The organism is Teredinibacter sp. KSP-S5-2 (assembly GCF_032773895.1).
Classification (GTDB): domain Bacteria; phylum Pseudomonadota; class Gammaproteobacteria; order Pseudomonadales; family Cellvibrionaceae.
This window is the reverse complement of sequence record NZ_CP120416.1, coordinates 2,499,779-2,526,142: the sequence shown is the minus strand read 5'-3', so window position 1 is coordinate 2,526,142 and position 26,364 is coordinate 2,499,779. Positions and strand designations below refer to the sequence as shown.

Genomic DNA, 26,364 nt, shown 5'->3' with positions numbered 1-26,364 from the left:
CAGCATGAAAGAGGATGATATAAGTCAGGTTTCACCCAGGCATTCCAAGCAAGACCGGTTAATCGATTACTATGCACAGTTCCTTATTCGTTATAGATGGCTGGTAATTCTGTTGTCATTGATAGCCTCCTTCGCCTTGATTTCGGGATTAAAACACTTTGGTTTTAATCAGGAGTACCGGGTCTTTTTTAGCGAGGACAATCCGCATTTACAGGCGTTTGATCAGCAGCAGAAGACTTACGCCAAAAATGACAATATTATTTTTATTATTACCCCCAAAGAGGGGGTTGATGTTTTCGATCCTCAGGTTCTGGCGGCCGTTGAAGACGCGACGGCTCAGGCCTGGTTGTTGCCTTATGCCCCAAGGGTGGACTCCGTTACCAAGTTTCAACACACCAGCGCCGAAGGCGATGATCTGGTTGTTGAGGATTTGGTTGAAAATGCTGCATCTCTTACTCCCGAAGAGCTGTCCGAGAAAAAGCAAATAGCGCTTAACGATCCATTCGTTGTCGGGCAGTTGGTCAACGAAGATGCTTCCGTTACCGCCCTTAATATTACTTTCCAAATGCCTGAAACAGACCCGCAGGTTGAGCTTCCTCATCTTGTTCAGGAAATCCGAACTCTCAAGGCTGATATAGAAGCGAAGTACCCGGTTGAAGTACGTTTATCCGGTGTGGTGATGCTATCTAATGCCTTTTTTGAGTCTTCTATGCAAGACCAGCAGACTCTGGTACCTCTGATGTATCTGGCAATAATCATTATTGCTTTTGTGCTTCTGCGATCGATTGGGGCAACGATTGCCACCTTGCTTGTTGTGTTCTTATCCATGCTGGCAGCCCTCGGTGGGTTCTTTTATGTTGGTGGATTAATGACGCCGCCTTCCGCTGCCGCGACAACAATTATTACCACCTTGGCAGTTGCTGATTCGATCCACATTCTGGTGACGATGTTTTCCGGGATGCGTAAGGGTATGAGCAGGCACGATGCAATTCGCTATTCCTTGCGGTTGAATTTTGGTCCTGTGTTGCTTACTTCTGTAACAACGGGTGTAGGTTTTTTGTCAATGAACTTGAGCGATACGCCGCCTTTTAACGATTTGGGTAATATCACAGCATTTGGCGTGACGGTGGCATTTGTTTTGTCAGTCACATTGTTACCATCTTTAATGGCCGTTATTCCGGTAAAAGCCAACACCAGTGAGGGCGCGTTCAGTGTGTGGATGCATCGTTTTGCGGAATATGTTATCGAGAAGCGTAAAGGCATTTTTCTTTTATCTGTTGTTATTGCCGTGAGTGCAGTATTTGGTATTTCTCACAACACATTTGAAGACGATTTTATTGGTTACTTTGATAAGTCAGTGGAATTTCGTCGAGACGCGGATTATCTCGATGAAAAGTTAACAGGTATTTATCAGGTTTCTTATTCATTGGAAACCGGTGAAGACTATGGTGTGAGTGATCCGCAGTTTTTACAGCAGGTTGAGTCTTTTGTTCAATGGTTTCGTCAACAACCAAAAGTTGCTCATGTGAATACCTACACGGATACTTTTAAGCGACTCAACAAAAATATGCACGGTGATAGCGAGCGATATTACGCCTTGCCAGACGATAAAGAACTGGCAGCGCAATATTTATTGCTTTACGAATTATCCTTGCCGGAAGGAATGGATTTAAACAACCAGATGGATATTGGTCGAAGTTCTACTCGGGTAAATGTCACTCTGCACAATATGACCTCTACAGAATTAACTGCAATATCTGAACTGGGGTCTAAATGGTTAGAAGAAAATACACAACTCAAAGCATATGGTGTTGGACCATCTGTTATGTTCGCTTACATTTCGGACACGAATATGAAAAGCATGTTCTTGAGTACTTTGGTTGCGATCTTGATCATTTCTTTGCTTATCACTCTTTCGCTACGTAATTTGCGGTTAGGTTTGATCAGTTTAATTCCGAATGTGTTACCCCTTGCGATTGCTTTTGGTGTATGGGGGTACACTGTTGGTGAAGTCAATGTTGGTGTCTCTATGGTAATGGGGATGGCATTGGGAATTATCGTTGATGATACCGTACATTTCTTGAGTAAATACCTGCGAGCGCGCCGGGAAGAAGGTTTGGACAGTCAGGACGCTGTACGATATGCCTTTTCATCGGTTGGTGTTGCGATAGTTGTAACTTCTATTATTTTGATCGCGGGGTTTAGTGTGTTAGCTCAGTCTTCTTTTGGAATGAACTCCGGCATGGCCAAGCTAACATCCATTTCGATTCTGGTTGCATTGATTGCTGATTTCTTGTTGCTGCCTGTATTGCTGTTAAAACTCGATGCAAAAGAATATGCAAATGTGAAAAAGCCTGCCGCCAGTGATGCAAAACCGGTAAATGAAATTAACGACGATGATGATGAATTCAATCCAGACACGACGGAGAATGTCTATGTTTAAAACAATAACCAAATCGGGATTTGTTGCTTTTTCTCTTTTTTTTAGCCTTCTCTCTGTACAAAGTTTTGCGTTAACTCCAGAGGAAAGGGGGTTGCAAATCGCACAGGAGTCAGATCGACGTGATCTGGGTTTTGAGGATGCAATAGCCGATATTACGATGATTCTTCGAGACAAATATGGCAACGAACGACCAAGGTACATGCGCACGCGAACCCTGGAGGTGAAAGGTGATGGCGATAAATCCATTATTATTTTTGATAATCCTGGGGATGTAAAAGGCACTTCATTTTTATCTTTTACTCATAAAGTAGGTTCAGATGATCAGTGGCTTTATCTTCCTCGATTAGGAAAGGTTAAGCGCATATCATCCAGTAATAAAGCCGGTGCCTTTATGAACAGTGAGTTTGCCTTCGAAGATATTGCTTCGCAAGAAATTGAGAAATATACCTATAAATACCTTGTTGATGAAAAGGTTGATGGTATCGATTGTTTTGTTTTGGAGTCCGATCCTGTTGATCCTAAATCCGGTTACTCCAAAATAAAAACCTGGATGGATAAAGAACGTTACGTCCCCATCAAAATCGAGTTTTTTGATCGTGGTGGGAACCATAAGAAAACATTGACCTATTCAGAGTACAACCAATATCTGGAGAAGTATTGGCGCGCCCATAAGTGGGAGATGGAAAATCATCAAACCGGAAAAAGCACGGAGTTGCAGATGGTGAACTGGCAATTTAAAACAGGCCTGACTGACAAAGATTTTAATAAGAACTCTTTGTCGCGGGTTAAATAAGAGGAGAGATGGGATACTTCTTTATGCGAAATTGTTTTAAAGCTCTCCAGTTTCTGGGAAGTATGAGTTTTTACTTTGTTGCACAAGTTGTTTATGCCAATGATTTTAGTGCATATCTTGGCCTGGAGGCACGTTATTTTTTTAACGAACCTCTTTGGCTCGAGCAGGATGAACACAGTGCCTCATTGTCGGGTTATTTTGAATACTATAAGGATCTCGGAGAAGGTGGCCAACGTGTTGTTGTATCTGGCTTTGGTCGAGTAGATAGTGCTGATGACAATAGAACGCATCTGGATGCACGGGAGGCTTACTGGTGGGCTGATTTATCCGGTGCTGAATTGTTCCTTGGTGTAAGGAAAATTTTTTGGGGAGTCACGGAGTCCATTCATTTAGTGGACGTAATTAATCAGGATGATCTGGTTGAAAATATAGATGGCGAAGATAAGCTTGGGCAACCAATGTTGGAAGCCCAATTTATTCGCGACTGGGGAACTATCGATGTCTTTGTGCTGCCATACTTTCGAGAAAAAACATTCCCTTCGGAATCTGCTCGGTTGCGAGCAGGAGTACCGATTCTGGATGACGCAGTCTATCAGTCGGATAAAGAGGAACATCATGTCGACCTTGCGTTACGTTGGAGTACCTATGTTGATATTTGGGATATCGGTATCAGCCATTTTTCTGGCACAAACCGTGACCCATTATTGCTACCCCATGTGGTTGATGGAGTTTTTGTTGGCTTAATGCCGCATTATCAACAAATTGAGCAAACCGGTTTGGATGTCCAGGCAACAATTAATGCCTGGCTACTAAAACTGGAAGCGATCTCTGTCCACGAAGAAGAGTATGGTCGTAATACCGCTTTGGTTGGTGGAATTGAATATACTTTTTTTACGCTTGGCGACACCAATATGGATTTGGGGGTAATTGCTGAGTATCAGTTTGACGATAGAATCGGTGTGAGAAAACGTAGTGGACAAAATGATATTGCTCTTGGTGCCAGGTTGGCTTTTAACGATGTTGATGCAACAGAGTTTCTTGCCATATTCTCGCAAGATCTAGACGATTCCAATCAATTTGTTTCTTTTGAAACCAGTAAACGTTTTACCGACAACTGGCGAGTTGAACTGGAAGCCCGTTTTTTTAATCACATTGAAAACGGGACAATGGAATATGATTTGCGCGAAGATGACTATCTTCAACTCGAAGTTCGACGTTATTTTTAGATGTGATTGTTTTTTACTCTGATGCGATTTCAAAGCTATTCTTGATACAGACGCAGGAAGTCACAAAAAACCTGTATTAGGATAGCCGCCTCATCCATTCGGCACCAAGCGAAGTTTAGCAGGGGTTATTTATGGAAGCGAAATCGCATACAAATCAGTTAACAGTCCTGGTTACAGGGGCCGCCAGCGGTATTGGCGCAGCTGTAGCAAAGTCTCTTGCCAAAGCAGGGCACCACGTCATTTTGGCGGATGTCAATATCATTGCTGCGGAGGATGCCACAGGTGATCTGGTTGATGCAGGCTACTCAGCCCAAGCTTATGAACTCGACGTCAGCTCCCAGCAGGCGATAGATCAAGTTTCCGGCAAATTTCCTAATATTGATGTGCTCATCAATAATGCCGGGATTCAGCATGTCGCCAAACTGGAAGATTTTCCTCCAAGAATGTGGCGCAGATTAAATGACATATTGTTAGTGGGGCCGGCCATGCTCACTAGATCAGTTCTTCCTAATATGAAGGCAAGAGGTTTTGGTCGAATTATTAATATTGGCTCCATCCACTCTATGGTTGCTTCGCCATACAAAAGCGCCTATGTAGCCGCCAAGCACGGTATTTTAGGTTTTTCCAAGGTAATTGCTTTGGAAACGGCGAATCAGGACATTACCATTAACACCATTTGCCCGTCCTACGTTAAAACACCTTTGGTGGATAACCAGATAGCGAGTCAGGCTCAGCAACACGGTATTTCAGAACGGGAAGTTATTGATACAATTATGTTAGAGCCAATGCCGAAAAAAGCGTTTATTGAAACGGAGGAATTGGCTGGATTAGTTGACTTTCTTATCTCTCCGGCAGCGAAAAATATGACAGGACAATCGCTGGTGGTCGATGGAGGGTGGACCATAAAATAAACCGTCGTCATTGGTGACCTTATGACACCTCAAGAACTTGCCGAAGTGGCTCGGTATTTAGATGATTTTTCTAAACAGTTTAACGATGTTCTTCAAGAGGTCACCAAAAGAATTCTCAAGCAGCAGTTGGGTTCCGACTTGCTTGATGAGAGTTTGTCTTCCTCAAACAACTCATCCTCCTCTATTCGTATCAATCCTGAACTTCTTGTGCAGCAGCAAATGCGATTTTTGGAGAAACAGCAGCGGTTATGGCAGAGTGCCAGCCGTGCATTTATGGGAGAAGAGTTTGAATCGGTCATTGACCCGGATAAATCGGATACTCGATTTCAAGACAAAGACTGGCAAGGTAACCCCGTTTTTAATTATGTTAAGCAGGCTTATTTAATTAATGCTGAGTACATGCAGGAGCTGGTTGCGTCCCTTGAGTTTGAGGATAAGCATGTTGAACAACAGGTAAAATTCTTTACGCGTCAATTTATCAATTCTGTTTCTCCATCTAACTATGCTTTCACCAACCCGGAAGTCTGTCGGGAAATATTGGCAACAGAAGGGGAGAATCTGGCGAAGGGAATGAATAACTTTTTGCGGGATTTGGAAAATAGTCCGAACGAAGCCTTTAAAATCAGTCAGGTTTCTGTTGATGCCTTTGAGTTGGGGAGAGATTTGGCTGCAACACCAGGCGATGTGATTTTCCAGAATCGCCTTATTCAACTGATTCGCTATCAAACCAAAGTCGATTCGGTATATCAAAGACCCTTACTTATCATTCCGCCGTTTATCAATAAGTTTTATATTCTGGATTTAAACCAAAAGAAATCTTTGGTGAGCTGGTTATTAGAGCAGGGATATTCGGTCTATATGATTTCATGGGTAAATCCAGACCAAACCTATGCCGATATGCCTTTTGATGAATATGTAAAACAGGGTGTGTTGGCGGCATTAGACAAAGTGTGTGAGGATACAGGGGAATCCTCAATTAACACTGCCGGGTACTGCGTTGGTGGTACTTTACTGGGTTTGGCTCAGGCGTATTTAGAAAAAATTAGTGATAAACGTATTCATTCGCTGACTTTTATTACGACACTTTTTGATTTTTGCGAACCAGGTGAAGTAGGTAACTTTCTGTCTCAAAGTATGTTGCCTGTGGTTGAGCAAAGCATTAAACAAAAAGGATATATGGATGGTCGCATACTGGCGTTAAGTTTTAGTCTGCTTAGGGAAAACAATCTGTTTTGGGCTTATTTTATCGATAACTATTTGAAAGGTGCAGACCCAGTGCCTTTCGATATTTTGTATTGGAATGGGGATTCGACCAATATCCCCGGTAAAGCATACCTGGAATATCTAAAGGATTTTTATATTGCTAATCGAATGGCTGGCGGAGATCGTGTCAATGTGTTGGGGCAGGCAGTGTCGGTAGCTGATATTACTTTACCAAGCTATCATCTGGCTGCGGTGTCAGATCATATCGTTTTATGGACAGCTGCGTACAAAAGTTGCCAACTATTGGGTGGGCGAAAACGTTTTGTGCTTACGGAATCGGGCCATGTTGCAGGGGTAGTTAACCCACCTGAGAAAGGCAAGTACGGTCATTGGTCGAATGCTCAAATAGAAGAGCAGGGCACCGTTTGGTTTGAGCATGCGAAGTATCACAAAGAATCCTGGTGGAAAGATTGGGGTAAATGGTTATCCAAAAAATCCGGTGAGAAAAAAGACCGGGCAGATGCTATGGTAAAAATAACGGATATAATCGAGCCGGCACCAGGGACTTATGTAAAAGTTCGCTTGGAAAGGTTTTAGCATACTTATATACTCGGGCTTGAGTTGCGTAATGGAATAGGCTGTTCATTGTTGTTCATTAAAGTAATAAATAACCAGAGAAAGCTTGTGATTACAATAAAAAAATACCCAAATCGACGACTTTACGATACCTCTAAGAGTCAGTACATAAATTTGGAATCCATAAAAGAAATGGTTATGGGGCATCAGGAATTTGTGGTTGTTGACTCTAAGTCGGGTGATGACTTAACCAAAAGTATTTTATTGCAGATCATTAGTGAGCAAGAGAGTAATGATCAGCAAGCATTGTTAACACAAACAGTGCTAAAACAGCTCATTCGTTTTTATGGTAGCGATATGCAGGTGTTTATGCGTCAGTATCTTGAGCAGAGCATCGCAGCTTTTATGGAACAGCAAAACTCGATTCAGGGAATGATGAGCGACTTGATGCAGTCCTCTCCTGTGGGGGTTTTTAATCAGTTCATCGAGCAAAATATGTCCATGTGGAAGAGCTTTGCGTCTGGCGGGCAAAACCCTTTTGCCAGTTCTTCTAATCCTTCATCCAATTCAAAAGAAGACCAAGATTCTGCGGAAAAGCACTAGTAACTCGTCTATTGTATTTAGGTAACTAAGTACTAAATGGATCGTTTGAGTGATTTTTCAGTGGTTTCGCTCTAAGTCTAAATCCCGCTTTGCGAACAACCCCAGATTTGTATGGTTTAGAGCCCTTTCATTATTCCTGGGGATCGTGGTTTGGTTGGTTGATCAGAACGAAATTGCGCTTATATTCGGGGTTGGGTTCTTTGTTTTCTTTTGGCTGTTGGAGTTTCTCTTTCCTGCTGGTGTGTCAGAGGAGGGCAAGATGGAGGAGAGGCGACTGCTTATTGCTCAGGCGCTAGAGTATTATCAGGAGGAGCACTATCAGTCGTCATATGAGTGCTTTAAGTTGGCTGATGCGATTAAACCTTTAGAGGTCAGTCATTTGAAGCTTAAGCTTAAGGCCTATAAGCGAGCGACCGGGATGGAAAAAGGCTAAGTTATTTTCGCTCCCGCTAATATATCTAATTAATCTATCGTTTCTTTTGCGTTGCAGCAATTTGTTGTTGACCGTAAGCATTTCAGGGCATACACTTTTATTAAGTTTTGCGGTGCAGCATTTTATTTTGGAGGTGGATTATGTTTGATAAGTTCATTGAGCAGTCACAGAATGCGTTTAAACCGGTAAATGAGCTCGTTGCCTTAAATACGAAAGTGTTTGAAGAGGTGGCGGAAAAACAGAAGAGCTTTTTCAATGATATGGTGAATGACGGTCTGTTGTTCGCAAAAGAGTTGAGTGCACAGAAAGATTTTACTGGTGTTTATCAAGCCCAAAAGAGTTATTGGGAAAAGGTACAAGATAAAGTGGTCACGGCATCAACTGACGCTTATGAGGTCATGGCTCGGACTCAGGAGAGCGTAGCTGACGTGATTAAAGGTGCTGCTGATGGGGCGGCTCCAGCTAAAAAGCCTACTAACAAAGCTAGCTAAATACCCTTTTACGGCCGTCCCTTTGTGGGGCGGCTGCTTATCTATTCTTTCTTATATTTTAGGGTGTCACCATACTCAATTGGGCCATCAAGAGTGGTGTCCTGCCTGTCCAAAGTGCCAACATCCAGTACCGGTGATGCGTCAATATGTTGCGCATCCATCATTTGCGCCACTCTCTGCAGGGCAGAGATAATCATTGTCTTTTCCCAGTCTTGCAGGTCGTTAAATTGCCTGGCGAAATGATCTTGTAAGGGGATCGGGGCTGTTTTCAGTATTTCGTATGCGCTATCTGTGAGGTAGACGTGAACTTTACGTTTGTCTTCTTTTGAGCGTTCACGATATACCAACTCTTTTTTCTCTAGGCGGTCAATGATGGTGGTTACAGTCGCTTGGCTTAAGCTGACCTCGTTGGCAACGAGTCCAATTGTTGTTCGGGAAAGGTCGCGCACAGCTTGTAGTACCAATATCTGGGGCGCGGTCAGTCCTGTCGTTTTGGCGAGATGCTTTGAGTGTAAGTCCGTCGCTCGTATCACTCTTCGAAGAGAGACTAAGACTTCGTCAATTCGTTCCAATGTGTAGGCTCCAAGCTCTGTGAAAATAGAGTCTACATTATATCCGGCCTGGGTACTCATAGTTAGCTCTGAGTGTGGGTAATAAGGTTGCTGCAATAATCGTTGAGGTCGAACAGAATCATCAGGTGATCGTTTAAATGGATAGTACCCTTAATCAGGTTCTGATCTGATGTATGGGTATTGGTTTCGATTTGAGATGGCTCGAACGTGACGATTTCGCCTATGGAGTCGACACAGAGGCCAATAATCCCCAGTGTGTTTTCAAGAATGATAATTTTGGCATTCTCGCTACTCTGTTGCTGTTTCAGGCCCATGATTCGCTGCCCTGACAAGATAGATACCACTTCTCCACGAATATTCAAAACACCCTCTATTGCTGTTGGTGCTCCGGGAACAGGGTTCGGCGGAGAGTAGGGCGTGACTTCTCTAACATCGTCGATGGGTAATAAATAGGTTTCGCCTCCCAATTGAAAGCTTATCCATTGTGTGTCAGTAATTTCATTACTCATCTAAATAATTTTTCCGTTAATGGAGGTAAGGCTAGATAAAAATTATAGAGTACAATATATAATTGTCTATGGGTTTGTTGCTTAATTCCGCGTTTTGCGTGAATTGACGCCAGTGTGCACATGCTCAAACTTGATTTTTGATAAAAAAATATATAGAGTAGTAAACAAATGACATGTAAATATATGGTATAGAATTTATGCCTGAGAGCATTGCTCTGAGAAAACCGACCCCAAGTGATGGAAAATCGGTTTACGACCTGGTCAAACAGTGTCCCCCGCTTGATATCAATTCAATGTATTGCAATCTTTTGCAAGCGACCCACTTTTCCGCAACTTCTGTAGCCGCCGAGCTGAAGGGCAAGATGGTCGGTTTTGTTTCCGGCTATATTGTTCCCGAAAAACCCAATGTTTTATTTGTATGGCAAGTTGCTGTTGCCGAAGAGGCGAGAGGTCGAGGGCTTGCCAAAAGCATGATTTTCCACATTTTGGATCGTGCCGAAACGCGGCAAGTCGATACGATCCAAACAACGATTACTGCCGATAATGGTCCATCGCGGTCTTTATTTAAGCGCTTATCAAAAGAGCTTGAAGCACCGTTAAATGAATATGAAATGTTTGATCGTGACAAGCACTTCGGTGGTACACACGATTCTGAATTTCTTATCGAAATAGCGTCTTTTCGACGAGTCTGATTTCCCCCACTTTTTTATTTTTAACTTCTCTCTCATGAGAAATAGGAGAATTGCATATGAAAATTTTTGATGAAATCGAATCCGAAGTTCAGTGTTATGCCCGCTCCTTTCCGAGAGTGTTTAACCGAGCCAAAGGTGAATTCCTATATGACGAAGAAGGTAATGAATACCTGGATTTTCTGGCAGGTGCCGGGACACTGAATTACGGCCACAATAACGATTTATTTAAAGAGAAACTGCTTGAATATGTTCAAAGCGATGGTATTACTCACGGCCTTGATTTGCATACCAAAGCGAAGGGTGAGTTTTTAGAAGCATTTAATGAAAAAATTCTTAAGCCCAGAAATCTTGAGTATGTTATGCAGTTTACCGGGCCGACGGGAACAAATGCTGTCGAGGCAGCATTAAAGTTAGCGCGTAATGTAACTGGTCGAGAGAATGTAGTTTCATTTACTAACGGTTTTCACGGTGTAAGCCTTGGTTCATTGGCTGCGACCGGTAATTCCCATCACCGAGGGGCAGCGGGGGTGAGTTTGAACGGAACCAGTCGCATGCCATACGACGGTTATCTGGGCGAAGGAATAAACACCACTGTCTATCTGGATAAAGTGCTATCTGACTCCAGTAGTGGTATTGATAAGCCTGCGGCTGTACTTGTTGAGACTGTTCAGGGGGAGGGTGGTATTAATGCTGCTTCCTTTGAGTGGCTACGGGATTTACAAGCAGTGTGTAAGAAGCACGAGGTATTATTAATCGTTGACGATATTCAGGCGGGTTGTGGTCGAACCGGAACCTATTTCAGTTTTGAAGATGCTGGGATTTCCCCTGATATTGTGACGCTGTCCAAGTCTTTGGGGGGGTATGGTTTACCGTTTGCCGTTGTGTTGTTTAAACCGGAACTGGATCAATGGAAGCCGGGTGAGCATAACGGTACTTTCCGCGGTAATAACTTTGCCTTTATCACGGCGAAAGCTGCGATAGATGAGTATTGGTCTGATGACTCCTTTGCCAAAGAGATTAAGCGTAAAGGGGATTACATTTCTGAGCGTCTTAATAAAATTGTTGATAGGTATGGCGAGGGCAACTTTACTACCCGTGGACGAGGCATGTTCCAGGGAATTAATTGCGTTAATGGTGAGTTGGCTGGGCAGATTACCAAGCGTGCATTCAAGAAAAACCTGATTATCGAAACCAGTGGTGCCGAAGATCATGTAGTGAAGTTCTTGTGTCCCCTAACCATTAATGACGCAAGCTTAAAGCGAGGCATTGATATCGTAGAGCAGGCCGTGAAAGAAGTTTGTGCTAAAGAGGATTCCATACCACAGGAAAAAGACTATTTTCCAACAGAGGAAAGCGTCAGTTACCTGAAGGTGTCAAACAGCTAATTCAATTAAATATTTGGACTAAATCAATGATAGTAAGAAATCTGGCAGAGGCAAAAGAGGGAAATCGTCGAATTGTTGATCCAGCTGGAAACTGGGAAAGTGTTCGTATGTTATTAAAAGGGGACCAGATGGGGTTTTCTTTCCACATTACGACCATCTATAAAGGTGCAGACTTTAGAATGCACTATCAGAACCATCTGGAATCCGTTTATTGCATGTCCGGGCGGGGTGAAGTTGAAACCATAGCTGATGGTAAAGTTCATCCGATTGAACCTGGGACCATTTATATCTTGGATAAACATGACCAGCATATTCTTCGAGCTTTTGAAGAAATGACAATGGCCTGCGTGTTTAATCCTCCGCTAAATGGAACTGAGGTTCACAATAAGGATGGTGCCTATGAACTGGATGCAGAAGTTATTGATGAATAGCACCCTTGGGTGTCGCAAACTGGTGTAAGTAGAGGACTAAATGAAAAAGCACAGTGTCGAAAAAATTGGTGGCACTTCTATGAGCAACTACTCGGCCGTGAGAGATAATATTATTCTCAAGCCGAGTCAATCTGATAGCTTGTATCAACGGGTTTTTGTTGTGTCGGCTTATGGTGGTATCACCAATCAGTTGTTGGAGCATAAAAAAAATGGCAGCCCTGGCATTTTTGCCCAGTTTGCCAGTGGTGTGAATGATGATAGCTGGATCGACTTATTGGAAAGTCTGAAAACCGAAGTGCTGCAAATTAACAGTCAGCTTTTTGGTAGTAGTAAGTCTCTCGAAAAGGCGAACACTTTCATTCTGGACCGGCTTGAAGATGCAAAACGTTGTTTGGCGGATCTGCAGCGCTTGTGCCAGCATGGTCACTTTTCTCTTGAGTCTCACATCTCGACCGTTCGGGAGATGTTAGCCAGTATTGGTGAGGCACATAGTGCTTGGAATATGGCTGAGTTGCTCCAGCGGGATGGGGTAAATGCCATTTATGTTGACCTTACTGGTTGGCAGTCTCCTCATCAAATGCCGTTGGATGAGCGAATTAAATTGGCGTTTGAAAATCTTGATTTGGAAAATTTATTACCGATTGTGACCGGTTATGCTCATTGTGAAAATGGGTTGATGACTACCTTTGATCGTGGTTATAGCGAAATGACCTTTAGTCGGATTGCAGTACTAACCGAAGCAAGAGAGGCTGTTATTCATAAAGAGTTTCACTTGAGTAGTGCTGACCCTCGTTTGGTGGGTGAAGGCAATGCTGTTCCCATTGGTCGAACAAACTATGACGTGGCTGATCAATTGGCGAATTTGGGTATGGAAGCCATCCACCCCAAAGCTGCAAAAGGTTTACGCCAGAACGACATTCCTTTGCGAGTCAAAAATACGTTTGAGCCTGATCACCCAGGTACGTTAATTACCGGCGCGTATGTCAGTGATCGTCCATGTGTGGAAATTATTGCAGGTCGTAAGGGGGTATTTGCCCTGGAGCTGTTTGACCAGGATATGGCAGGCAACATGCCTATCTACGATAAGTCTATTCTTGATGTATTAAAACGTTTTAATGCACATGTTGTGTCGAAAGATATTAATGCCAACACCATTACCCACTACCTCTCGACAAATTTGAAAACAATAAAACGAATTTGTGCGGTTCTGCAGGATAAATACCCGGAAGCTGAGTTTAATCAGAAGAAGGTGGCGATAGTCTCGGCGATAGGTAGTGACATGAAAGTCTCTGGTATCTTGGCCAAAACTGTTGGTGCGTTAGCCGATGCGCGAATCAGTGTGTTGGCAGTTCATCAATCTATGCGTCAAGTTGATATGCAGTTCATGGTTGAGGAGGGGGATTATGAACTTGCAGTGAAGAGCTTACACGCCTGTCTGGTCGAGGAGTACGAACACGGCCCGACAATATGCGCGGCCTAGTTTAAGCGTCTTAACAGAACCCCAGAATGCCAAGCCTTCTGGGGTTTTTAGTATTAAATGGTCGAGCATTATTACGAACAGTTAATATTAAATTACTTTCTCTTGTTTGGTTCGGCTCTAGTGTGTGGATGGAGTGAGTGCTTTGGATGGTGGTTTAATGTGTATTCAAAAAATATAAATTAAAAAACAATAGAGCTATGATTATTTCATTTATTTTATTTTTAGCTGTTTTTACAGCAATTGGCTTATTCTCCGCAAAAAAAAGTGTCGCTTCTCGACATGACTATTATCTTGCAAGCAGTTCTATTCGTCCCTGGTTGGTGGGGTTGTCCGCCGTAGCAACAAACAATAGCGGATACATGTTTATTGGTGTTATCGGTTATACCTATGTCACGGGGTTGGCTTCTATCTGGTTGATGGTGGGGTGGATTCTTGGTGACTACCTGGCCTCGACATTCGTTCACTCGCGATTAAGGCGCGCAACAGAAAAATGTGACGAAGTCAGTTATGCCGGTGTGCTTAGTCACTGGTATGGCGGAAAGAGTAAGGCGTTGCAACCTATTATTGGGTTGGTATCTTTGATTTTTTTACTTGCTTACGCCAGCGCTCAATTGGTCGCAGGTAGTAAAGCGTTGCATGTGTTGTTGGAGTGGCCGCTCTGGGCTGGTGCGGTATTGGGTGCGGTATTGGTTACCGCTTATTGTTTTGCTGGTGGCATTCGCGCTTCTATCTGGACTGACGCAGCTCAATCTTCCGTTATGATTTTTGCGATGGGTATATTGCTGGTTTTTGCATTGATCGGTTTGGGAGGGTTTGGGGGTGCCATTGAAAAAATGAGTGCGGTTGATGGCTTTCTTGATTTATTTCCCAAAGACTTAGCTCTTCCCGGTTTGGCGGGTGGAGCCTTATTTGCTGTCGCATGGATGTTTGCTGGTTTCTCCGTAATCGGTCAGCCTCACATAATGGTGAGGTTTATGACATTGGATGATAGCGATAATATTCGAATCGCCAGAATGTGGTACTACTCATGGTTCACTATTTTTTATGCCATGGCGACCGCTGTTGGCATGTTAGCCCGAGTGTATTTGACTGATGCTGCCAGCTTTGATGCGGAATTGGCTTTGCCAACAATGGCTCAGGAATTATTTTCACCATTTTTTGTTGGTGTCGTTTTGGCCGGTATCTTTGCGGCAACTATGTCGACAGCAGACTCTTTGATTTTAAGTTGTTCGGCGGCCATTACTCATGATCTTATGCCGCGTAATGTTGAAAAAACACTGCTGATAAAACTGGTTACATTATTCGTCACGCTAATGGCATTGCTATGGGCATTGTTGAATAAAGAAAGTGTATTTAGCTTGGTAATTCTTGCCTGGTCAGGCTTGGCGAGTGCGTTCTCGCCTTTGTTAATTGGCTTGTGTTTAAAATGGCAGCCTTCGAGTAAAGTGAGTATTTTCGCAATATTTTTAGGATTGTCTGTGGCGTTGTTTTGGCGATTGATGGGGTGGCATTCTGCCGTTTATGAAGGTTTGCCGGGTATTCTAAGTGGTTTATTGTTATTGTATTTGGGCAGGTATTCCGGAAAGGTGGAAGCCGTAAAATACGAATAAATAACGCAAAAAGTTTGGAGGCCCATTTGTTGTGTGACCTCCAAAAAGTATCAATACATATGTTGGCCACCATTGATTGACAGTGTGGAGCCAGTAATAAAACCTGCTTCATCTGCCACTAAAAATCCGACACCTCTAGCAATGTCTTCCGCATCTCCTAGTCGTCCTACGGGAATCTTGGCAATGATTTTTTCCAGTACTTTCTCTGGTACAGCTCTGACCATATCCGTCGCAATATAACCTGGGGCAATGGCGTTGACGGTAATGCCTTTGCCTGCACCTTCCTGAGCCAGGGCTTTAGTAAAACCATGAATACCGGATTTTGCTGCGGCGTAATTAACTTGGCCGTATTGCCCTGCCTGGCCGTTAATTGAGCCGATGTTTACTATTCTGCCAAACTCCCGTTCGCGCATCCCATCAATGACACAACGGCAAAGATTAAAACATGAGCTAAGGTTGGTATCCAGCACAGCATGCCAGTTTTCTTCCGTCATGTTGTGCAGTGTACTGTCTCGGGTTATACCAGCATTGTTGACCAAAATATCAATGTGGCCATAGTCGCTGGTAATTTGCTTAACCGCTTTTTGGCACGCAGAAAAATCGCTAACGTCAAATTGATAAACTGGAATGCCGTGCTTTTTATGAAATGCCACGGCTGCATCATTATTGCTGGAGTAATTGGCAATAACGGTGTAGCCATGTTCTTTTAAATGAAGTGATATTGCTTTGCCTATGCCTCTTGTACCACCTGTTACCAGAGCAACTCGACTCATGGGTATCTCCTTTTGGGATTCAGGTTAAAGCGAATGGAGTGTTAGACAAAGAATTGTAAGCAATTATTTATGGGCTATGGGTTTGTCCGTAAATAAAAAGTCGCGTAATTCCTTATTAAAGGTCGGATCTTTTCTTCTAATCCATTCCATAACCATAGCAGCGTGTTCTTTTTCTTCATCCCGATTGTGGATCAGGATTGCTTTCAGTTCCTCGTCCTTACAAGTGTCCACTCGTTGGTTGTACCAATCGACGGCTTCCAGTTCTTCCATTAAGGAAACAATGGCTTTGTGCATATCTTTGGTTTCGTCTGAAAGTAGTTCGACGGGTTCGTGATAACCTTCGTTTGACATATTTATTACCTGTTATTTATGTGTATTTGAAAGTGTTTCCACTAACAAATGAGTTTAGTACTAAGGTCGTCAATTGGCAGTCATGGAATTGAATTTTCCTTGTGTTTCTCTAGACTGATCTTTCGATTTTTCCCTGAGTTTGAGAACTTCATCAAACCGGGAGGGTCGGTTGTATTGATTTTGAACTTTTTGCCCCAATTTGGGGATTTGTTGAAATTTTATTCGCTCTCTAGAGGCCCATATGATCGAACAAGGCGCGTATATTCAGGACGTTTCCGAACAAAACGCAAAAGAATTATTGATTGATGAGTCGTTTAACCGACCTGTTGTGATCGACTTCTGGGCGGATTGGTGTGAACCCTGTAAAAACCTGATGCCGGTTTTGGAAAAATTGGCTAACGAATATGCTGGCCAATTTTTACTCGCCAAGGTTAACGCCGATGAGCAGCAGATGATTGCCGCGCAATTTGGCGTGCGGAGTTTGCCAACCGTTATGGTTATGAAGGATGGCCAACCTGTAGATGGTTTCGCTGGAGCACAGCCTGAGCAGCAAGTACGAGAACTGCTTGATAAATATCTTCCTAAATCCTACGACCTGCAACTGCAACAAGCTCAGGGATTAATCGCGTCCGCTTCTTTTTCCGAGGCGCTCCCGATATTGCAGCAGGCTTACGAGGATTCAGGCAAGCGTGCTGACATCGCCATGACATTGGCCATTGTGTATATCGAGCAAAAACGCCTCGCCGAAGCCGAGCAGGTGTTGGAAGGGGTGAAGTTGGTTGATCGAGATTCCGCCTATGAAAAAGTGATGGCGGAGCTGGAATTAGCCAAAGAGGCAAAAAACAGCCCGGAAATCGATGCCATTAAACAGCAGTTACAAGCGTCACCGGAGGATCGTGAGTTGCAACTCCAGCTCGCGGTTCAATACTCGCAAAACGACTTCTATGAAGAGGCCTTGGATATTCTATTTGGGATACTCAGTCGAGATCTTAACTTTAAAGATGGGGAAGCGAAGAAGGCCTTCACCGACATATTGGCAGTGCTAGGAAAGGGCGACAGTTTGGCGGTTAAATATCAGCGGAAGCTATATACCTTACTCTATTAGCCGATATTAGATTATTTGATTTGAGCAGCTAGGATGGCTATTCGAAAGGTGGCATAATAGCGCCCCTTTTTCAGGGTCCTGGAAGGATATGGCAGTCCAGGTGCCCGTTAACTTCCTGCTGTTCAACCCGGTCATCCTCTTAACCAGGTGACTGCTTGATTTTTGGGCAGGTCAATTGCATTTAGCTGTGCACTTAGTCGAGGACAAAAATGCGCCCTAATACTAAACCTCAAAATCCGAACTTCTCTTCTGGCCCATGTAGCAAACGCCCAGGTTACGATGTCAACAAGCTTGATGTCCGCACCCTTGGCCGTTCGCATCGCTCCTCGTTGGGTAAAGAAGTTTTAGGGAAAGCGTGCACCGAAACCGCAGAGCTTTTAGGTCTGCCCGAGGGGTACAGAGTGGGGATTGTTCCCGGTTCCGATACCGGTGCTGTAGAGATGGCCTTGTGGTCATTACTTGGCGCTCGTCCTATCGATGTCCTTGCATGGGAATCATTTGGTTCTGGTTGGGTTGCGGATATCACCAAACAATTGAAGTTGGATAACGTAAATATCATGGAAGCGGACTACGGTAAGCTTCCAGACCTGAGTCAGGTCAATATGGATAACGACGTTATCTTTACCTGGAACGGCACAACAGCTGGTGTAAAAGTGCCTAATGGCGATTGGATTGCGGATGACCGCAAAGGCTTAACCATCTGTGACGCCACTTCTGCAGTTTTTGCAATGGATCTTCCATGGGAAAAGCTGGATGTTGTTACCTATAGCTGGCAAAAAGTACTCGGCGGTGAAGGCGCTCACGGTGTTCTGATCCTTAGCCCTCGAGCAGTTGAACGTTTGGAGACTTACACACCTTCCTGGCCTATGCCGAAGTTATTCCGCATGACTAAAGGTGGAAAACTGATTGAAGGTATTTTCCGTGGTGAAACCATCAACACACCTTCCATGTTGTGCGTAGCAGATTATCTGGATGCGCTTGCCTGGGTTAAAGAATTGGGTGGTCTCGAAGCGGCAATCAAAAAATCTGAAGAAAACCTGGCAGTGGTAAAAAGCTTTGTTGACGCAAACGACTGGATCGATTTCCTTGCAGAAGATGAAGCCACACTGTCAAACACCAGTATCTGTTTGAAGCTGAAAGCTGACGCGGCACAAGTGAAAGCCATGATTAAGTTACTTGATAGCGAAGGCGTTGCCTATGATATTGGCGCTTATCGTGATGCACCTGCGGGGATGCGTATCTGGGGCGGCGCTACAGTGGAAAAATCTGATATGGAGCTGTTGATGCCTTGGTTGAGTTGGGCATACCAAGAAATCACTGCGGCTTAAATTAATAACGACATAATGGAAAACGAAACCATGTTTCAAATTCGTACATACAATAAAATTTCTGATAAGGGTCTTGGGCTTTTCGCTAAAGACACCTATCAAGTGGCTGAAGACATCAGCCAACCAGACGCACTTATTCTGCGTAGCCATAAATTACATGGCGAAGAAATTCCAGGTTCCGTACTTGCTGTTGCTCGCGCTGGGGCGGGCACAAACAATGTACCTGTTGACGAGTACACTGCAAAAGGGATTGTGGTATTTAATACTCCCGGTGCTAACGCTAACGCGGTTAAAGAATTGGTACTTGCGGGCATGTTATTGAGTTCGCGCGGTATTCTTCAGGGTAAAGACTTTGTTTCGACCCTGGGTGATATGACTGACGCGGGCGATATGTCCAAGCTGTTGGAAAAAGAAAAGAAACGTTTTGCTGGTAGTGAACTTGCGGGTAAAACGCTGGGTATCATCGGCCTTGGTGCAATCGGTTCCATGGTCGCGAATGCGGCTCTTGCATTGGATATGGACGTAGTGGGTTACGACCCTGCGTTATCCATTGAAGCTGCGTGGCGTTTGCCTAGTGCGGTACGTCGTATGGAAAGTGTGGAAGCTTTGCTTTCTCAAGTGGACTACTTGTCATTGCATGTACCAGCCTTGCCTGCAACCAAGCACATGATTAATGCTGATACATTAAAATTGATGAAACCATCTGCGGCGATTATGAATTTCGCGCGTGACGCTATCGTTGATGCGCAAGCTGTTGTCGAAGCTTTAAATGCAGGTCAACTTCGTCAATACGTATGTGACTTCCCAGAGCCTTGCTTAATTGGTCACGAAAAAGTCGTTGCGGTTCCTCATATCGGTGCCAGTACAGCTGAAGCAGAAGAAAACTGTGCGGTAATGGCAGTAAACCAACTGCGTGATTTTCTGGAAAACGGCAACATTAAGAACTCTGTAAATTTCCCTGCGACTGAAATGGCGCGTGGTGAGAGCATATGCCGTATTACATTTACCAATGAAAACGTATCCGGCGTGTTGGGCCACGTTTTATCGATCTTCGCCGACAACAATGTTAACGTTGCTGATATGGTGAATAAAAGCCGTAACAACGTTGCATACAATATTTTGGATTTTGCTGAAAAACCCAGTGATGAGGTAATCGAAGCAATTAAAAATGTTGAGCACGTTACTTCGGTACGTGTACTTTGCTGGTAAAGTAAAACTTGCATTTGCCGCGTAAATTGGCATAATGCCCAGCCCTTAGGAGTGGGGCAATACACTCCTCGCAGTGGTACCCAACTTGGTCCCCTCGCGACAATTCGCTGCGAACCCCGCCAGGCCCGGAAGGGAGCAACGGTAGTAGTATAATTGTGCGCCGGGGTGTGGCTGGGTTGGGTCCCTCCATCTTTCTTTCCCTATATCTTATCTCGCTCAAATTATTTTTGTTTTCGTTCGCTATTTAGCTGTGCGGTTTGCATTGCAAGCTAAAGTGTTATTTTTCGACAGCATTTTTATACGCTGCCGAAAGTTTATTTGAGCATACTGATAACTGACTAAGGCCGTAATTTATAGCCGGTTTTGAAAATCCACCAAACTGCAAGAAAACAGATTGCTAAAAAGAGCGCGATCATGGCGAGACTGATTTCAACATTCACATCCGATGAGCCATAAAAACTCCAACGGAAGCCGCTCACAAGATACACCACGGGGTTAAATAACGTCACCGTTTGCCAAAACTCGGGCAGCATTTTAATAGAATAAAAACTGCCGCCAAGAAAGGTCAGGGGAGTGATAATCATCATGGGAACAATTTGCAGCTTTTCGAATCCGTCCGCCCAAATACCGATGATGAAGCCAAGCATGCTGAAGGTCACTGAGGTTAACACGAGGAAGGCCAGCATCCAGAATGGGTGCTCAATGGAATAATCGACAAATATACGGGCAGTGAGCAGAATAATGCTGCCTAGAATAATCGACTTAGTGGCAGCCGCACCTACAAAACCAATGACCGTTTCCAGAGCGGAAATCGGTGCAGACAGTATTTCATAAATCGTTCCAGTAAATTTCGGCATATGAATGCCAAAAGCTGCGTTGGATACGCTTTCACTTAACAGAGACAGCATAACCAAACCCGGTACAATAAATGCACCGTAGTGAATGCCGTCAATCTCCACCATTCGTGATCCTATGGCAGAACCAAACACAATAAAGTACAGCGAAGTGGAAAGCACTGGCGAAGCAATGCTCTGCAAAATCGTGCGCCAGGTTCTCGCCAGTTCGTATACATAAATGGCTTTTATGGCATAGAAATTCATTGTGCTACTCCCTGTGGTGCTTGGTTTTTGTAGCCGACGAGGTCGACAAAAATATCTTCCAGCGAATTTTCTTTGGTATTTAAGTCTTTTATCTCCAGCTTTAATTCATCCAATTGTTTTAACAGTCGACTGATATTGGTGTGTTCCTGGTGCGTGTCGTAGATGTAAGTCAGGTTTTTTCCGCATTCACTCAGCTCAAGTTGAAATGCCGCTAATGATGGGGGAATAACATCAAGAGATTGAAGCAGTTCAACCGCCAATTGTTTTTTTCCCATTTTTTTCATTAACGCATTTTTTTCTTCAACCAGAATAATTTCCCCTTTATTGATAACACCAACACGATCTGCCATTTCTTCCGCTTCTTCGATGTAGTGTGTGGTGAGAATAATCGTGACATTTTTTTTCTTCAATCCGCGAACCAGATTCCACATATCTCGTCGCAATTCAACATCCACACCGGCGGTGGGTTCATCGAGAAACAGAATCTCCGGTTCATGAGCGAGCGCTTTGGCAATTAAGACTCGCCGTTTCATACCGCCGGAGAGGGCCATAATCTTGCTGTCTTTTTTATCCCACAAGGAAAGGTCTCGTAATACTTGCTCCAGCCAGGCATCGTCAGCGGGCTTACCAAACAACCCCCGGCTGAATTTAAGTGTTGTCCACACCGTTTCAAACATTTGCACCGACAACTCTTGTGGAACCAAACCGATTTTTTTTCTAGCAATACGATAGTCTTTATTAATATCGTAACCATCGGCAATTACCTGACCTTGGCTGGCATTGGTCATGCCGCAGATAATGCTTATTAGTGTGGTTTTTCCGGCACCATTTGGGCCGAGTAGTGCGAAAATTTCGCCCTTGCGAATATCCAGGTGAATGTCTTTTAGTGCTTGAAAACCTGAATCGTAGGTTTTCGATAATCCTTTGATGGAAATAATGGGGGGCACGAACAGATACTCCTTTTTCTCAATTGAAATGGTTATCGGTGTTTTTGCTTTATCTTACCGTGAGGCTACTGCCAGATTCTGTCAGCATCGTGTCAGCCACGGATTGTTTACCCATCGGCTTGATGAGTAAACCGTTAATTTCAGCCTTTGAGTATTTTGTCCATTACCCAATTGGTGTGTGCTGCACTTTTTGCCTCAGAAGGATGAGTGCTTTCATGCCGTAAATGCTTTCGCATATTCTCCACATGATAAAACTGGATATTTTCCGGGTTGTCGATAACCAATGACAGCACTCGCTTAGGGGTAATAAGCTTGATCGGGTTTTCAGCAAACACAGAAAATAAAATTTTTCCTTTGCTGCCCATAATTTCTACATTATCCAGGCGTTCAAAACTGGCAAAGTTCCAATAACCGGAACCGGTTACACCAGACGGATGCTGCCAGCAAGCACTAACGCTATCCTCCGCCTCATACAAACCCTGTTGGTTGGCGGTAATGCCTTGTGCATGGAGAATATCGCCTAGAAGATATTCAAATAAATTAATGCCGTGGCTGGCCAGATCAACAAAATACCCGCCGCCGGCAATGGCCGGGTTGGTTCGCCAATTCTCTTTTTGCTGCGTGTCCCAGTCGTTGGGTTGATCGGTTAATGTCCAGTGAACATGTCGAACCACGCCAATCTCACCATTATCCAACCATTCTTTTACCTGATTAAAGCGTGGCAGCGAGCGACGGTAATAGGCAACAAACAGGGGGAGGTTAGCCCGCTCGAAGGCATCGATCATTTCCTGGCATTGTTGATAGTCGAGGGCCATGGGCTTTTCCACGCAGCAGGGCTTACCGGCTTGGGCGACTTTTAGCGCGTAGTCTTTGTGGCTGTCAGGGGGCGTAGCAATGTATACCGCATCGATATCGGAATCGTTGATCAAAGCATCGGCATCGTCGTAGACTTTTTCTACCTGATGTCGCTGGGCATAGTCCTGAGCAAGCGCCAGAGAGCGACGCATCACGGCTTTTAGCTGAAACCCTTTGACCTTCTGATATGCCGGGCCGCTTTTTACTTCCGTTACTGCGCCACAACCGATAATTCCCCAGCGAATTTCCGATAGATTTGCTAAGTCTTGCATACAACCCCCAATCTTTTTGTGAAGTGGGTATAATCGCCCACTTACGATAAAGTTTATGTGATTAAGGCCTCTATGAGTTATCAAGTGTTGGCGCGCAAGTGGCGTCCTCAGCTGTTTCGAGAGATGGTGGGCCAGGAGCATGTGCTGAAAGCGCTAATCAATGCCCTGGATAACAACCGTCTGCACCACGCTTACCTGTTTACCGGGACACGGGGGGTCGGGAAAACCACCATCGCCAGAATTCTGGCCAAGTGTCTCAACTGCGAAACCGGCGTCAGTTCCGAGCCCTGCGGCCAGTGCAGTGCTTGTACCGAAATCGCTGAAGGGCGGTTTGTTGACCTGATCGAAGTGGATGCTGCGTCCCGAACCAAAGTGGAAGACACACGGGAACTGCTGGATAACGTGCAATATGCGCCGACTCGTGGTCGCTACAAAATCTACCTGATCGACGAAGTGCACATGCTCTCTAATCACAGTTTCAATGCCTTGCTGAAGACATTGGAAGAGCCACCCGAGCATGTGAAATTCCTTTTGGCTACTACCGATCCACAAAAACTCCCCGTTACGATTCTGTCCCGTTGTTTGCAATTTAACCTGAAAAACATGAGCCCCGAGCGCATTGTTGAACGGTTGAAGTTTATTCTCGACAAGGAGTTAGTACCATTTGAAGAATCAGGCCTGTGGGCGCTTGCGCGCTCAGCCGATGGCAGTATGCGGGATGCGTTGAGTCTGACCGATCAGGCAATTTCCTACGGCAGCGGCAAGTTGGTCGAGCAGGAAGTGGCAGCGATGTTGGGCACCATTGACCGGGTACTTGTTCAGCAGTTGATCGAAGCCTTAATTAATAGTGACGGTAAAAAAATGCTCAGTGCGGTGGCAGACTTTGCCGAGCACTCGCCAGACTTCCAGGCCGCCCTGGGTGACTTGCTCACCATGTTGCATCGCATCGCTATTGCTCAAGCTTTGCCCGAAGCCTTGGACAATTCATATGGAGACCGGGCTCAGATTCTGGAATTCGCCAGTCGTCTGGCACCGGAAGACGTACAGCTTTTCTATCAAACCGGTTTATTGGGGCGCCGCGACTTACCTTTGTCGCCAGACCCCCGTGGCGGATTTGAAATGACGCTCTTGCGTATGCTGGCATTTAAGCCTCAGGGCGTTGCGGATGTTCCAACTCAGTCATTACCACAAACGCAACCGATACAGGCTACAGAAAATCCTCAGCCACAGCAGAACGCACCTGCAGCGGTGAGTGACGTGCATCATGAGGATGTTGCCAGCGAAAAAAAGCCCTTAGCGGCTCAGAACTCTAGACCAGAACCTGTTCCACAACCTGCTGTTTCTGAGCCAGTACCAGAGCAACCTACGCCACACATTATTCCAGAGCCAGAGCAGAATGCGCCGCCATCGGCTGTGCCACCGGTTGATGAAGCACCGCAGCCCGTAGAAATACCACAGCCTGTGCCTGAGGTTGTTGAACCCCGTGTTGCGGTTCCACCTCCGAGCCCAAACAATACGCAAGATATTCGTGCGCAGCTTAAACAGCAGGTCAAAGACATAGTTGGGAAAGAGGGCATTACGGCTTCCGCGCCTAAACCGGTTCAGCAAACGGTTGCGCCCCCTGAGCCGGTTAAACAGTCCATTGAAAAGGTTAGCCTGGAGCAATTTGACGAAGGCTACTGGGTTCAAGTCTACGATCATCTGGATATCAAAGGCATTCTGCAAAGTTCCGTGGCCAACTGCGCGTTAGTGGGCAAACAGGACAACCAGCTTTACTTTATTCTGGATGATGCCAAGGGCAGTTTATTTGACGATTCCCATAGCAAACGGCTTGCGGATTTACTGACGGATTATTTTTCCCATCCGGTAAAAGTGCATATTGAATTGGGTGCTTTGCCAGAAGGTGTGGAGACACCGGCCAGTTATGCCGAGCGAATTCGCGCAGAAAAACGGGCGCAAGCCTTAACCGATTTAAAAAATGACCCAGTCGTTCAAGCGTTACAGCGGGAATTTGGGGCAAAGTTAAATGAAGAAACCATAACGTTTTAGTCGTGCTGGTTAGCTCCGATACTTTTCAAGTATGGTATTGAATTATTGTGAGTCAGCAGACTTCGGTTAGATTGAAGAGAGAGAAATAAGATGCAAGGCCTCGGCGATATTATGAAACAGGCACAGCAAGTGCAGGAAAAAATGGCAAAAATGCAGGAAGAGCTGGCCAACCTGGAAGTGGAAGGGCAAGCCGGTGCTGGCTTGGTGAGAGTAACCATGACCGGACGTCATGACGTAAAAGCCGTGAACATCGATAAAAGCCTGTTAGAAGAAGATAAAGAAATGCTCGAAGATCTTCTGGCTGCGGCGGTAAACGATGCTGTACGTCGCGTAGAAGAAAGCAATAAAGAAAAAATGGCAGCCTTAACGGGCGGCTTTCAAATGCCTCCCGGTTTTAAAATGCCGTTCTAAGAGAGAAGTTTTTTGTTTAGTCCCTTAATTGATCAATTAATTCTATCCCTCAAACGTCTGCCCGGTGTTGGCCCAAAATCAGCACAGAGAATGGCGTTGCATTTATTGGAAAGAGATCGTCCCGGTGCAGAGCAATTATCCAAAGCGTTGGCTGCGGCAGTGGAATCGGTGACGCGTTGCAAAAAATGTCGTACTTTGACGGAAGAAGAAATCTGCGGCTTGTGCCGCAACCCCAAACGAGACAATGGCTTACTTTGCGTAGTGGAAACTCCGGCCGATGTATTAGCTATTGAACAATCGGCGACTTTCTCCGGGCAGTATTTTGTCTTACTTGGGCATTTGTCTCCTATTGATGGTATTGGTCCAAAAGATATCGGCATTGATGTGCTTGAAGCGCGCATGGATTCTGAACACATAGAAGAAATTATTATTGCCACCAACCCCACAGTCGAGGGGGAGGCCACCAGTCACTATATTTCCGAGCGGGCAAAAACTCGCAATATCAAAGTAACCCGAATTGCCCACGGTGTACCTGTTGGCGGTGAGCTGGAATACATTGATGGTGGAACACTGGCCCACGCAATAAATAGTCGGCGAGAATTATAA

The 26,364-nt window shown here is 44.7% G+C and carries 26 protein-coding genes and 1 other RNA gene; 20 read left to right on the top strand and 7 right to left on the bottom strand.

Annotation, left to right across the window (positions count from 1 at the left end):
* The first annotated feature begins 4 nt into the window (after positions 1–4).
* From P5V12_RS10980 to P5V12_RS10945, 8 genes are all read left to right on the top strand, one after another.
* Entirely contained in the window at positions 5–2,443 is a 2,439-nt protein-coding gene (locus P5V12_RS10980) for an efflux RND transporter permease subunit (protein WP_316953132.1), read from the top strand.
* On the top strand, positions 2,436–3,236 hold the full coding sequence (locus P5V12_RS10975; protein WP_316953131.1) for an outer membrane lipoprotein-sorting protein: 801 nt from the start codon (positions 2,436–2,438) through the stop codon (positions 3,234–3,236). Before P5V12_RS10980 ends, P5V12_RS10975 begins: the two co-directional genes overlap by 8 nt.
* 23 nt (positions 3,237–3,259) lie before the next feature.
* A complete protein-coding gene (locus P5V12_RS10970) occupies positions 3,260–4,462 on the top strand; it encodes a hypothetical protein (RefSeq protein ID WP_316953130.1) in 1,203 nt (400 codons plus the stop codon).
* Positions 4,463–4,593: 131 nt separating this feature from the next.
* Positions 4,594–5,373 carry a 3-hydroxybutyrate dehydrogenase gene (locus P5V12_RS10965; protein ID WP_316953129.1) on the top strand — a complete coding sequence of 260 codons (780 nt, stop codon included), beginning with the start codon at positions 4,594–4,596 and terminating at the stop codon, positions 5,371–5,373.
* A 21-nt stretch (positions 5,374–5,394) separates the two neighbouring features.
* Entirely contained in the window at positions 5,395–7,173 is a 1,779-nt protein-coding gene (locus tag P5V12_RS10960) for a class I poly(R)-hydroxyalkanoic acid synthase (protein ID WP_316953128.1), read from the top strand.
* 87 nt (positions 7,174–7,260) lie between these two features.
* On the top strand, positions 7,261–7,755 hold the full coding sequence (gene phaR / locus P5V12_RS10955) for a polyhydroxyalkanoate synthesis repressor PhaR (protein ID WP_316953127.1): 495 nt from the start codon (positions 7,261–7,263) through the stop codon (positions 7,753–7,755).
* Between the two features lie 49 nt (positions 7,756–7,804).
* The gene (locus P5V12_RS10950; RefSeq protein ID WP_316953126.1) at positions 7,805–8,188 is read left to right on the top strand and encodes a hypothetical protein; all 384 of its coding nucleotides are present in this window, start codon (positions 7,805–7,807) and stop codon (positions 8,186–8,188) included.
* Between the two features lie 140 nt (positions 8,189–8,328).
* Positions 8,329–8,679: a phasin family protein gene (locus P5V12_RS10945; RefSeq protein WP_316953125.1), complete on the top strand. Its 351-nt coding sequence runs from the start codon at positions 8,329–8,331 to the stop codon at positions 8,677–8,679.
* Between the two features lie 41 nt (positions 8,680–8,720).
* Here the strand turns inward: P5V12_RS10945 and P5V12_RS10940 are convergent, their stop codons facing one another.
* Positions 8,721–9,311, bottom strand: a complete 591-nt coding sequence (locus P5V12_RS10940) for a MarR family winged helix-turn-helix transcriptional regulator (RefSeq protein WP_410483287.1) — start codon at positions 9,309–9,311, stop codon at positions 8,721–8,723.
* A 2-nt stretch (positions 9,312–9,313) separates the two neighbouring features.
* Positions 9,314–9,760 (bottom strand): chemotaxis protein CheW, encoded by a 447-nt coding sequence (locus P5V12_RS10935; protein WP_316957392.1) that lies wholly within the window; start codon positions 9,758–9,760, stop codon positions 9,314–9,316.
* Between the two features lie 197 nt (positions 9,761–9,957).
* On the opposite strand from P5V12_RS10935, the gene ectA reads away from it, so the two are divergent.
* From ectA to P5V12_RS10910, 5 genes are all read left to right on the top strand, one after another.
* The gene (ectA, locus tag P5V12_RS10930) at positions 9,958–10,452 is read left to right on the top strand and encodes a diaminobutyrate acetyltransferase (RefSeq protein WP_316957391.1); all 495 of its coding nucleotides are present in this window, start codon (positions 9,958–9,960) and stop codon (positions 10,450–10,452) included.
* 56 nt (positions 10,453–10,508) lie between these two features.
* Positions 10,509–11,837 (top strand): diaminobutyrate--2-oxoglutarate transaminase, encoded by a 1,329-nt coding sequence (gene ectB / locus P5V12_RS10925; RefSeq protein WP_316957390.1) that lies wholly within the window; start codon positions 10,509–10,511, stop codon positions 11,835–11,837.
* A 26-nt stretch (positions 11,838–11,863) separates the two neighbouring features.
* Positions 11,864–12,268 carry an ectoine synthase gene (locus P5V12_RS10920; protein ID WP_316957389.1) on the top strand — a complete coding sequence of 135 codons (405 nt, stop codon included), beginning with the start codon at positions 11,864–11,866 and terminating at the stop codon, positions 12,266–12,268.
* Between the two features lie 40 nt (positions 12,269–12,308).
* A complete protein-coding gene (locus P5V12_RS10915) occupies positions 12,309–13,748 on the top strand; it encodes an aspartate kinase (protein WP_316957388.1) in 1,440 nt (479 codons plus the stop codon).
* A gap of 197 nt (positions 13,749–13,945) precedes the next feature.
* Positions 13,946–15,358 carry a sodium/proline symporter gene (locus P5V12_RS10910; protein ID WP_316957387.1) on the top strand — a complete coding sequence of 471 codons (1,413 nt, stop codon included), beginning with the start codon at positions 13,946–13,948 and terminating at the stop codon, positions 15,356–15,358.
* A gap of 50 nt (positions 15,359–15,408) precedes the next feature.
* Here P5V12_RS10910 and phbB read toward each other — a convergent pair whose 3' ends face one another.
* Positions 15,409–16,131, bottom strand: a complete 723-nt coding sequence (gene phbB, locus P5V12_RS10905; protein WP_316957386.1) for an acetoacetyl-CoA reductase — start codon at positions 16,129–16,131, stop codon at positions 15,409–15,411.
* Between the two features lie 63 nt (positions 16,132–16,194).
* Entirely contained in the window at positions 16,195–16,482 is a 288-nt protein-coding gene (locus P5V12_RS10900; RefSeq protein WP_316957385.1) for a ferritin-like domain-containing protein, read from the bottom strand.
* Positions 16,483–16,723: 241 nt separating this feature from the next.
* Between P5V12_RS10900 and trxA the strand changes: the two genes are divergently transcribed.
* From trxA to ffs, 4 genes are all read left to right on the top strand, one after another.
* Positions 16,724–17,587 carry a thioredoxin gene (gene trxA, locus P5V12_RS10895; protein WP_316957384.1) on the top strand — a complete coding sequence of 288 codons (864 nt, stop codon included), beginning with the start codon at positions 16,724–16,726 and terminating at the stop codon, positions 17,585–17,587.
* 209 nt (positions 17,588–17,796) lie between these two features.
* Positions 17,797–18,915, top strand: a complete 1,119-nt coding sequence (locus tag P5V12_RS10890) for a phosphoserine transaminase (protein WP_316957383.1) — start codon at positions 17,797–17,799, stop codon at positions 18,913–18,915.
* Between the two features lie 30 nt (positions 18,916–18,945).
* Positions 18,946–20,124, top strand: a complete 1,179-nt coding sequence (locus P5V12_RS10885; RefSeq protein ID WP_316957382.1) for a phosphoglycerate dehydrogenase — start codon at positions 18,946–18,948, stop codon at positions 20,122–20,124.
* An 83-nt stretch (positions 20,125–20,207) separates the two neighbouring features.
* Positions 20,208–20,304, top strand: an RNA gene (gene ffs / locus P5V12_RS10880) — signal recognition particle sRNA small type.
* A gap of 158 nt (positions 20,305–20,462) precedes the next feature.
* Here the strand turns inward: ffs and P5V12_RS10875 are convergent.
* From P5V12_RS10875 to P5V12_RS10865, 3 genes are all read right to left on the bottom strand, one after another.
* Positions 20,463–21,224: an ABC transporter permease gene (locus P5V12_RS10875; protein ID WP_316957381.1), complete on the bottom strand. Its 762-nt coding sequence runs from the start codon at positions 21,222–21,224 to the stop codon at positions 20,463–20,465.
* Entirely contained in the window at positions 21,221–22,171 is a 951-nt protein-coding gene (locus P5V12_RS10870; protein WP_316957380.1) for an ABC transporter ATP-binding protein, read from the bottom strand. The genes P5V12_RS10875 and P5V12_RS10870 overlap by 4 nt, the downstream gene beginning before the upstream one ends.
* 140 nt (positions 22,172–22,311) lie before the next feature.
* Positions 22,312–23,298 (bottom strand): Gfo/Idh/MocA family oxidoreductase, encoded by a 987-nt coding sequence (locus P5V12_RS10865; RefSeq protein ID WP_316957379.1) that lies wholly within the window; start codon positions 23,296–23,298, stop codon positions 22,312–22,314.
* A 72-nt stretch (positions 23,299–23,370) separates the two neighbouring features.
* Between P5V12_RS10865 and dnaX the strand changes: the two genes are divergently transcribed.
* The 3 genes from dnaX (at position 23,371) to recR (ending at position 26,364) form a co-directional block, all read left to right on the top strand.
* A complete protein-coding gene (gene dnaX / locus P5V12_RS10860) occupies positions 23,371–25,347 on the top strand; it encodes a DNA polymerase III subunit gamma/tau (protein ID WP_316957378.1) in 1,977 nt (658 codons plus the stop codon).
* Between the two features lie 90 nt (positions 25,348–25,437).
* Positions 25,438–25,758: a YbaB/EbfC family nucleoid-associated protein gene (locus P5V12_RS10855; protein WP_316957377.1), complete on the top strand. Its 321-nt coding sequence runs from the start codon at positions 25,438–25,440 to the stop codon at positions 25,756–25,758.
* 12 nt (positions 25,759–25,770) lie between these two features.
* Positions 25,771–26,364 carry a recombination mediator RecR gene (recR, locus tag P5V12_RS10850; RefSeq protein WP_316957376.1) on the top strand — a complete coding sequence of 198 codons (594 nt, stop codon included), beginning with the start codon at positions 25,771–25,773 and terminating at the stop codon, positions 26,362–26,364.

Coding starts and splice junctions, on each gene's coding strand:
- P5V12_RS10865 (WP_316957379.1), bottom strand. CDS start 23,298: ATGCAAGACTTAGCAAATCTATCGGAAATTCGCTGGGGAATTATCGGT.
- P5V12_RS10945 (WP_316953125.1), top strand. CDS start 8,329: ATGTTTGATAAGTTCATTGAGCAGTCACAGAATGCGTTTAAACCGGTA.
- P5V12_RS10980 (WP_316953132.1), top strand. CDS start 5: ATGAAAGAGGATGATATAAGTCAGGTTTCACCCAGGCATTCCAAGCAA.
- trxA (WP_316957384.1), top strand. CDS start 16,724: ATGATCGAACAAGGCGCGTATATTCAGGACGTTTCCGAACAAAACGCA.
- phbB (WP_316957386.1), bottom strand. CDS start 16,131: ATGAGTCGAGTTGCTCTGGTAACAGGTGGTACAAGAGGCATAGGCAAA.
- P5V12_RS10920 (WP_316957389.1), top strand. CDS start 11,864: ATGATAGTAAGAAATCTGGCAGAGGCAAAAGAGGGAAATCGTCGAATT.
- P5V12_RS10935 (WP_316957392.1), bottom strand. CDS start 9,760: ATGAGTAATGAAATTACTGACACACAATGGATAAGCTTTCAATTGGGA.
- P5V12_RS10915 (WP_316957388.1), top strand. CDS start 12,309: ATGAAAAAGCACAGTGTCGAAAAAATTGGTGGCACTTCTATGAGCAAC.
- P5V12_RS10855 (WP_316957377.1), top strand. CDS start 25,438: ATGCAAGGCCTCGGCGATATTATGAAACAGGCACAGCAAGTGCAGGAA.
- P5V12_RS10970 (WP_316953130.1), top strand. CDS start 3,260: ATGCGAAATTGTTTTAAAGCTCTCCAGTTTCTGGGAAGTATGAGTTTT.
- ectB (WP_316957390.1), top strand. CDS start 10,509: ATGAAAATTTTTGATGAAATCGAATCCGAAGTTCAGTGTTATGCCCGC.
- P5V12_RS10940 (WP_410483287.1), bottom strand. CDS start 9,311: ATGAGTACCCAGGCCGGATATAATGTAGACTCTATTTTCACAGAGCTT.
- P5V12_RS10960 (WP_316953128.1), top strand. CDS start 5,395: ATGACACCTCAAGAACTTGCCGAAGTGGCTCGGTATTTAGATGATTTT.
- P5V12_RS10885 (WP_316957382.1), top strand. CDS start 18,946: ATGTTTCAAATTCGTACATACAATAAAATTTCTGATAAGGGTCTTGGG.
- P5V12_RS10910 (WP_316957387.1), top strand. CDS start 13,946: ATGATTATTTCATTTATTTTATTTTTAGCTGTTTTTACAGCAATTGGC.
- P5V12_RS10900 (WP_316957385.1), bottom strand. CDS start 16,482: ATGTCAAACGAAGGTTATCACGAACCCGTCGAACTACTTTCAGACGAA.
- ectA (WP_316957391.1), top strand. CDS start 9,958: ATGCCTGAGAGCATTGCTCTGAGAAAACCGACCCCAAGTGATGGAAAA.
- P5V12_RS10975 (WP_316953131.1), top strand. CDS start 2,436: ATGTTTAAAACAATAACCAAATCGGGATTTGTTGCTTTTTCTCTTTTT.
- P5V12_RS10875 (WP_316957381.1), bottom strand. CDS start 21,224: ATGAATTTCTATGCCATAAAAGCCATTTATGTATACGAACTGGCGAGA.
- P5V12_RS10890 (WP_316957383.1), top strand. CDS start 17,797: ATGCGCCCTAATACTAAACCTCAAAATCCGAACTTCTCTTCTGGCCCA.
- P5V12_RS10965 (WP_316953129.1), top strand. CDS start 4,594: ATGGAAGCGAAATCGCATACAAATCAGTTAACAGTCCTGGTTACAGGG.
- dnaX (WP_316957378.1), top strand. CDS start 23,371: ATGAGTTATCAAGTGTTGGCGCGCAAGTGGCGTCCTCAGCTGTTTCGA.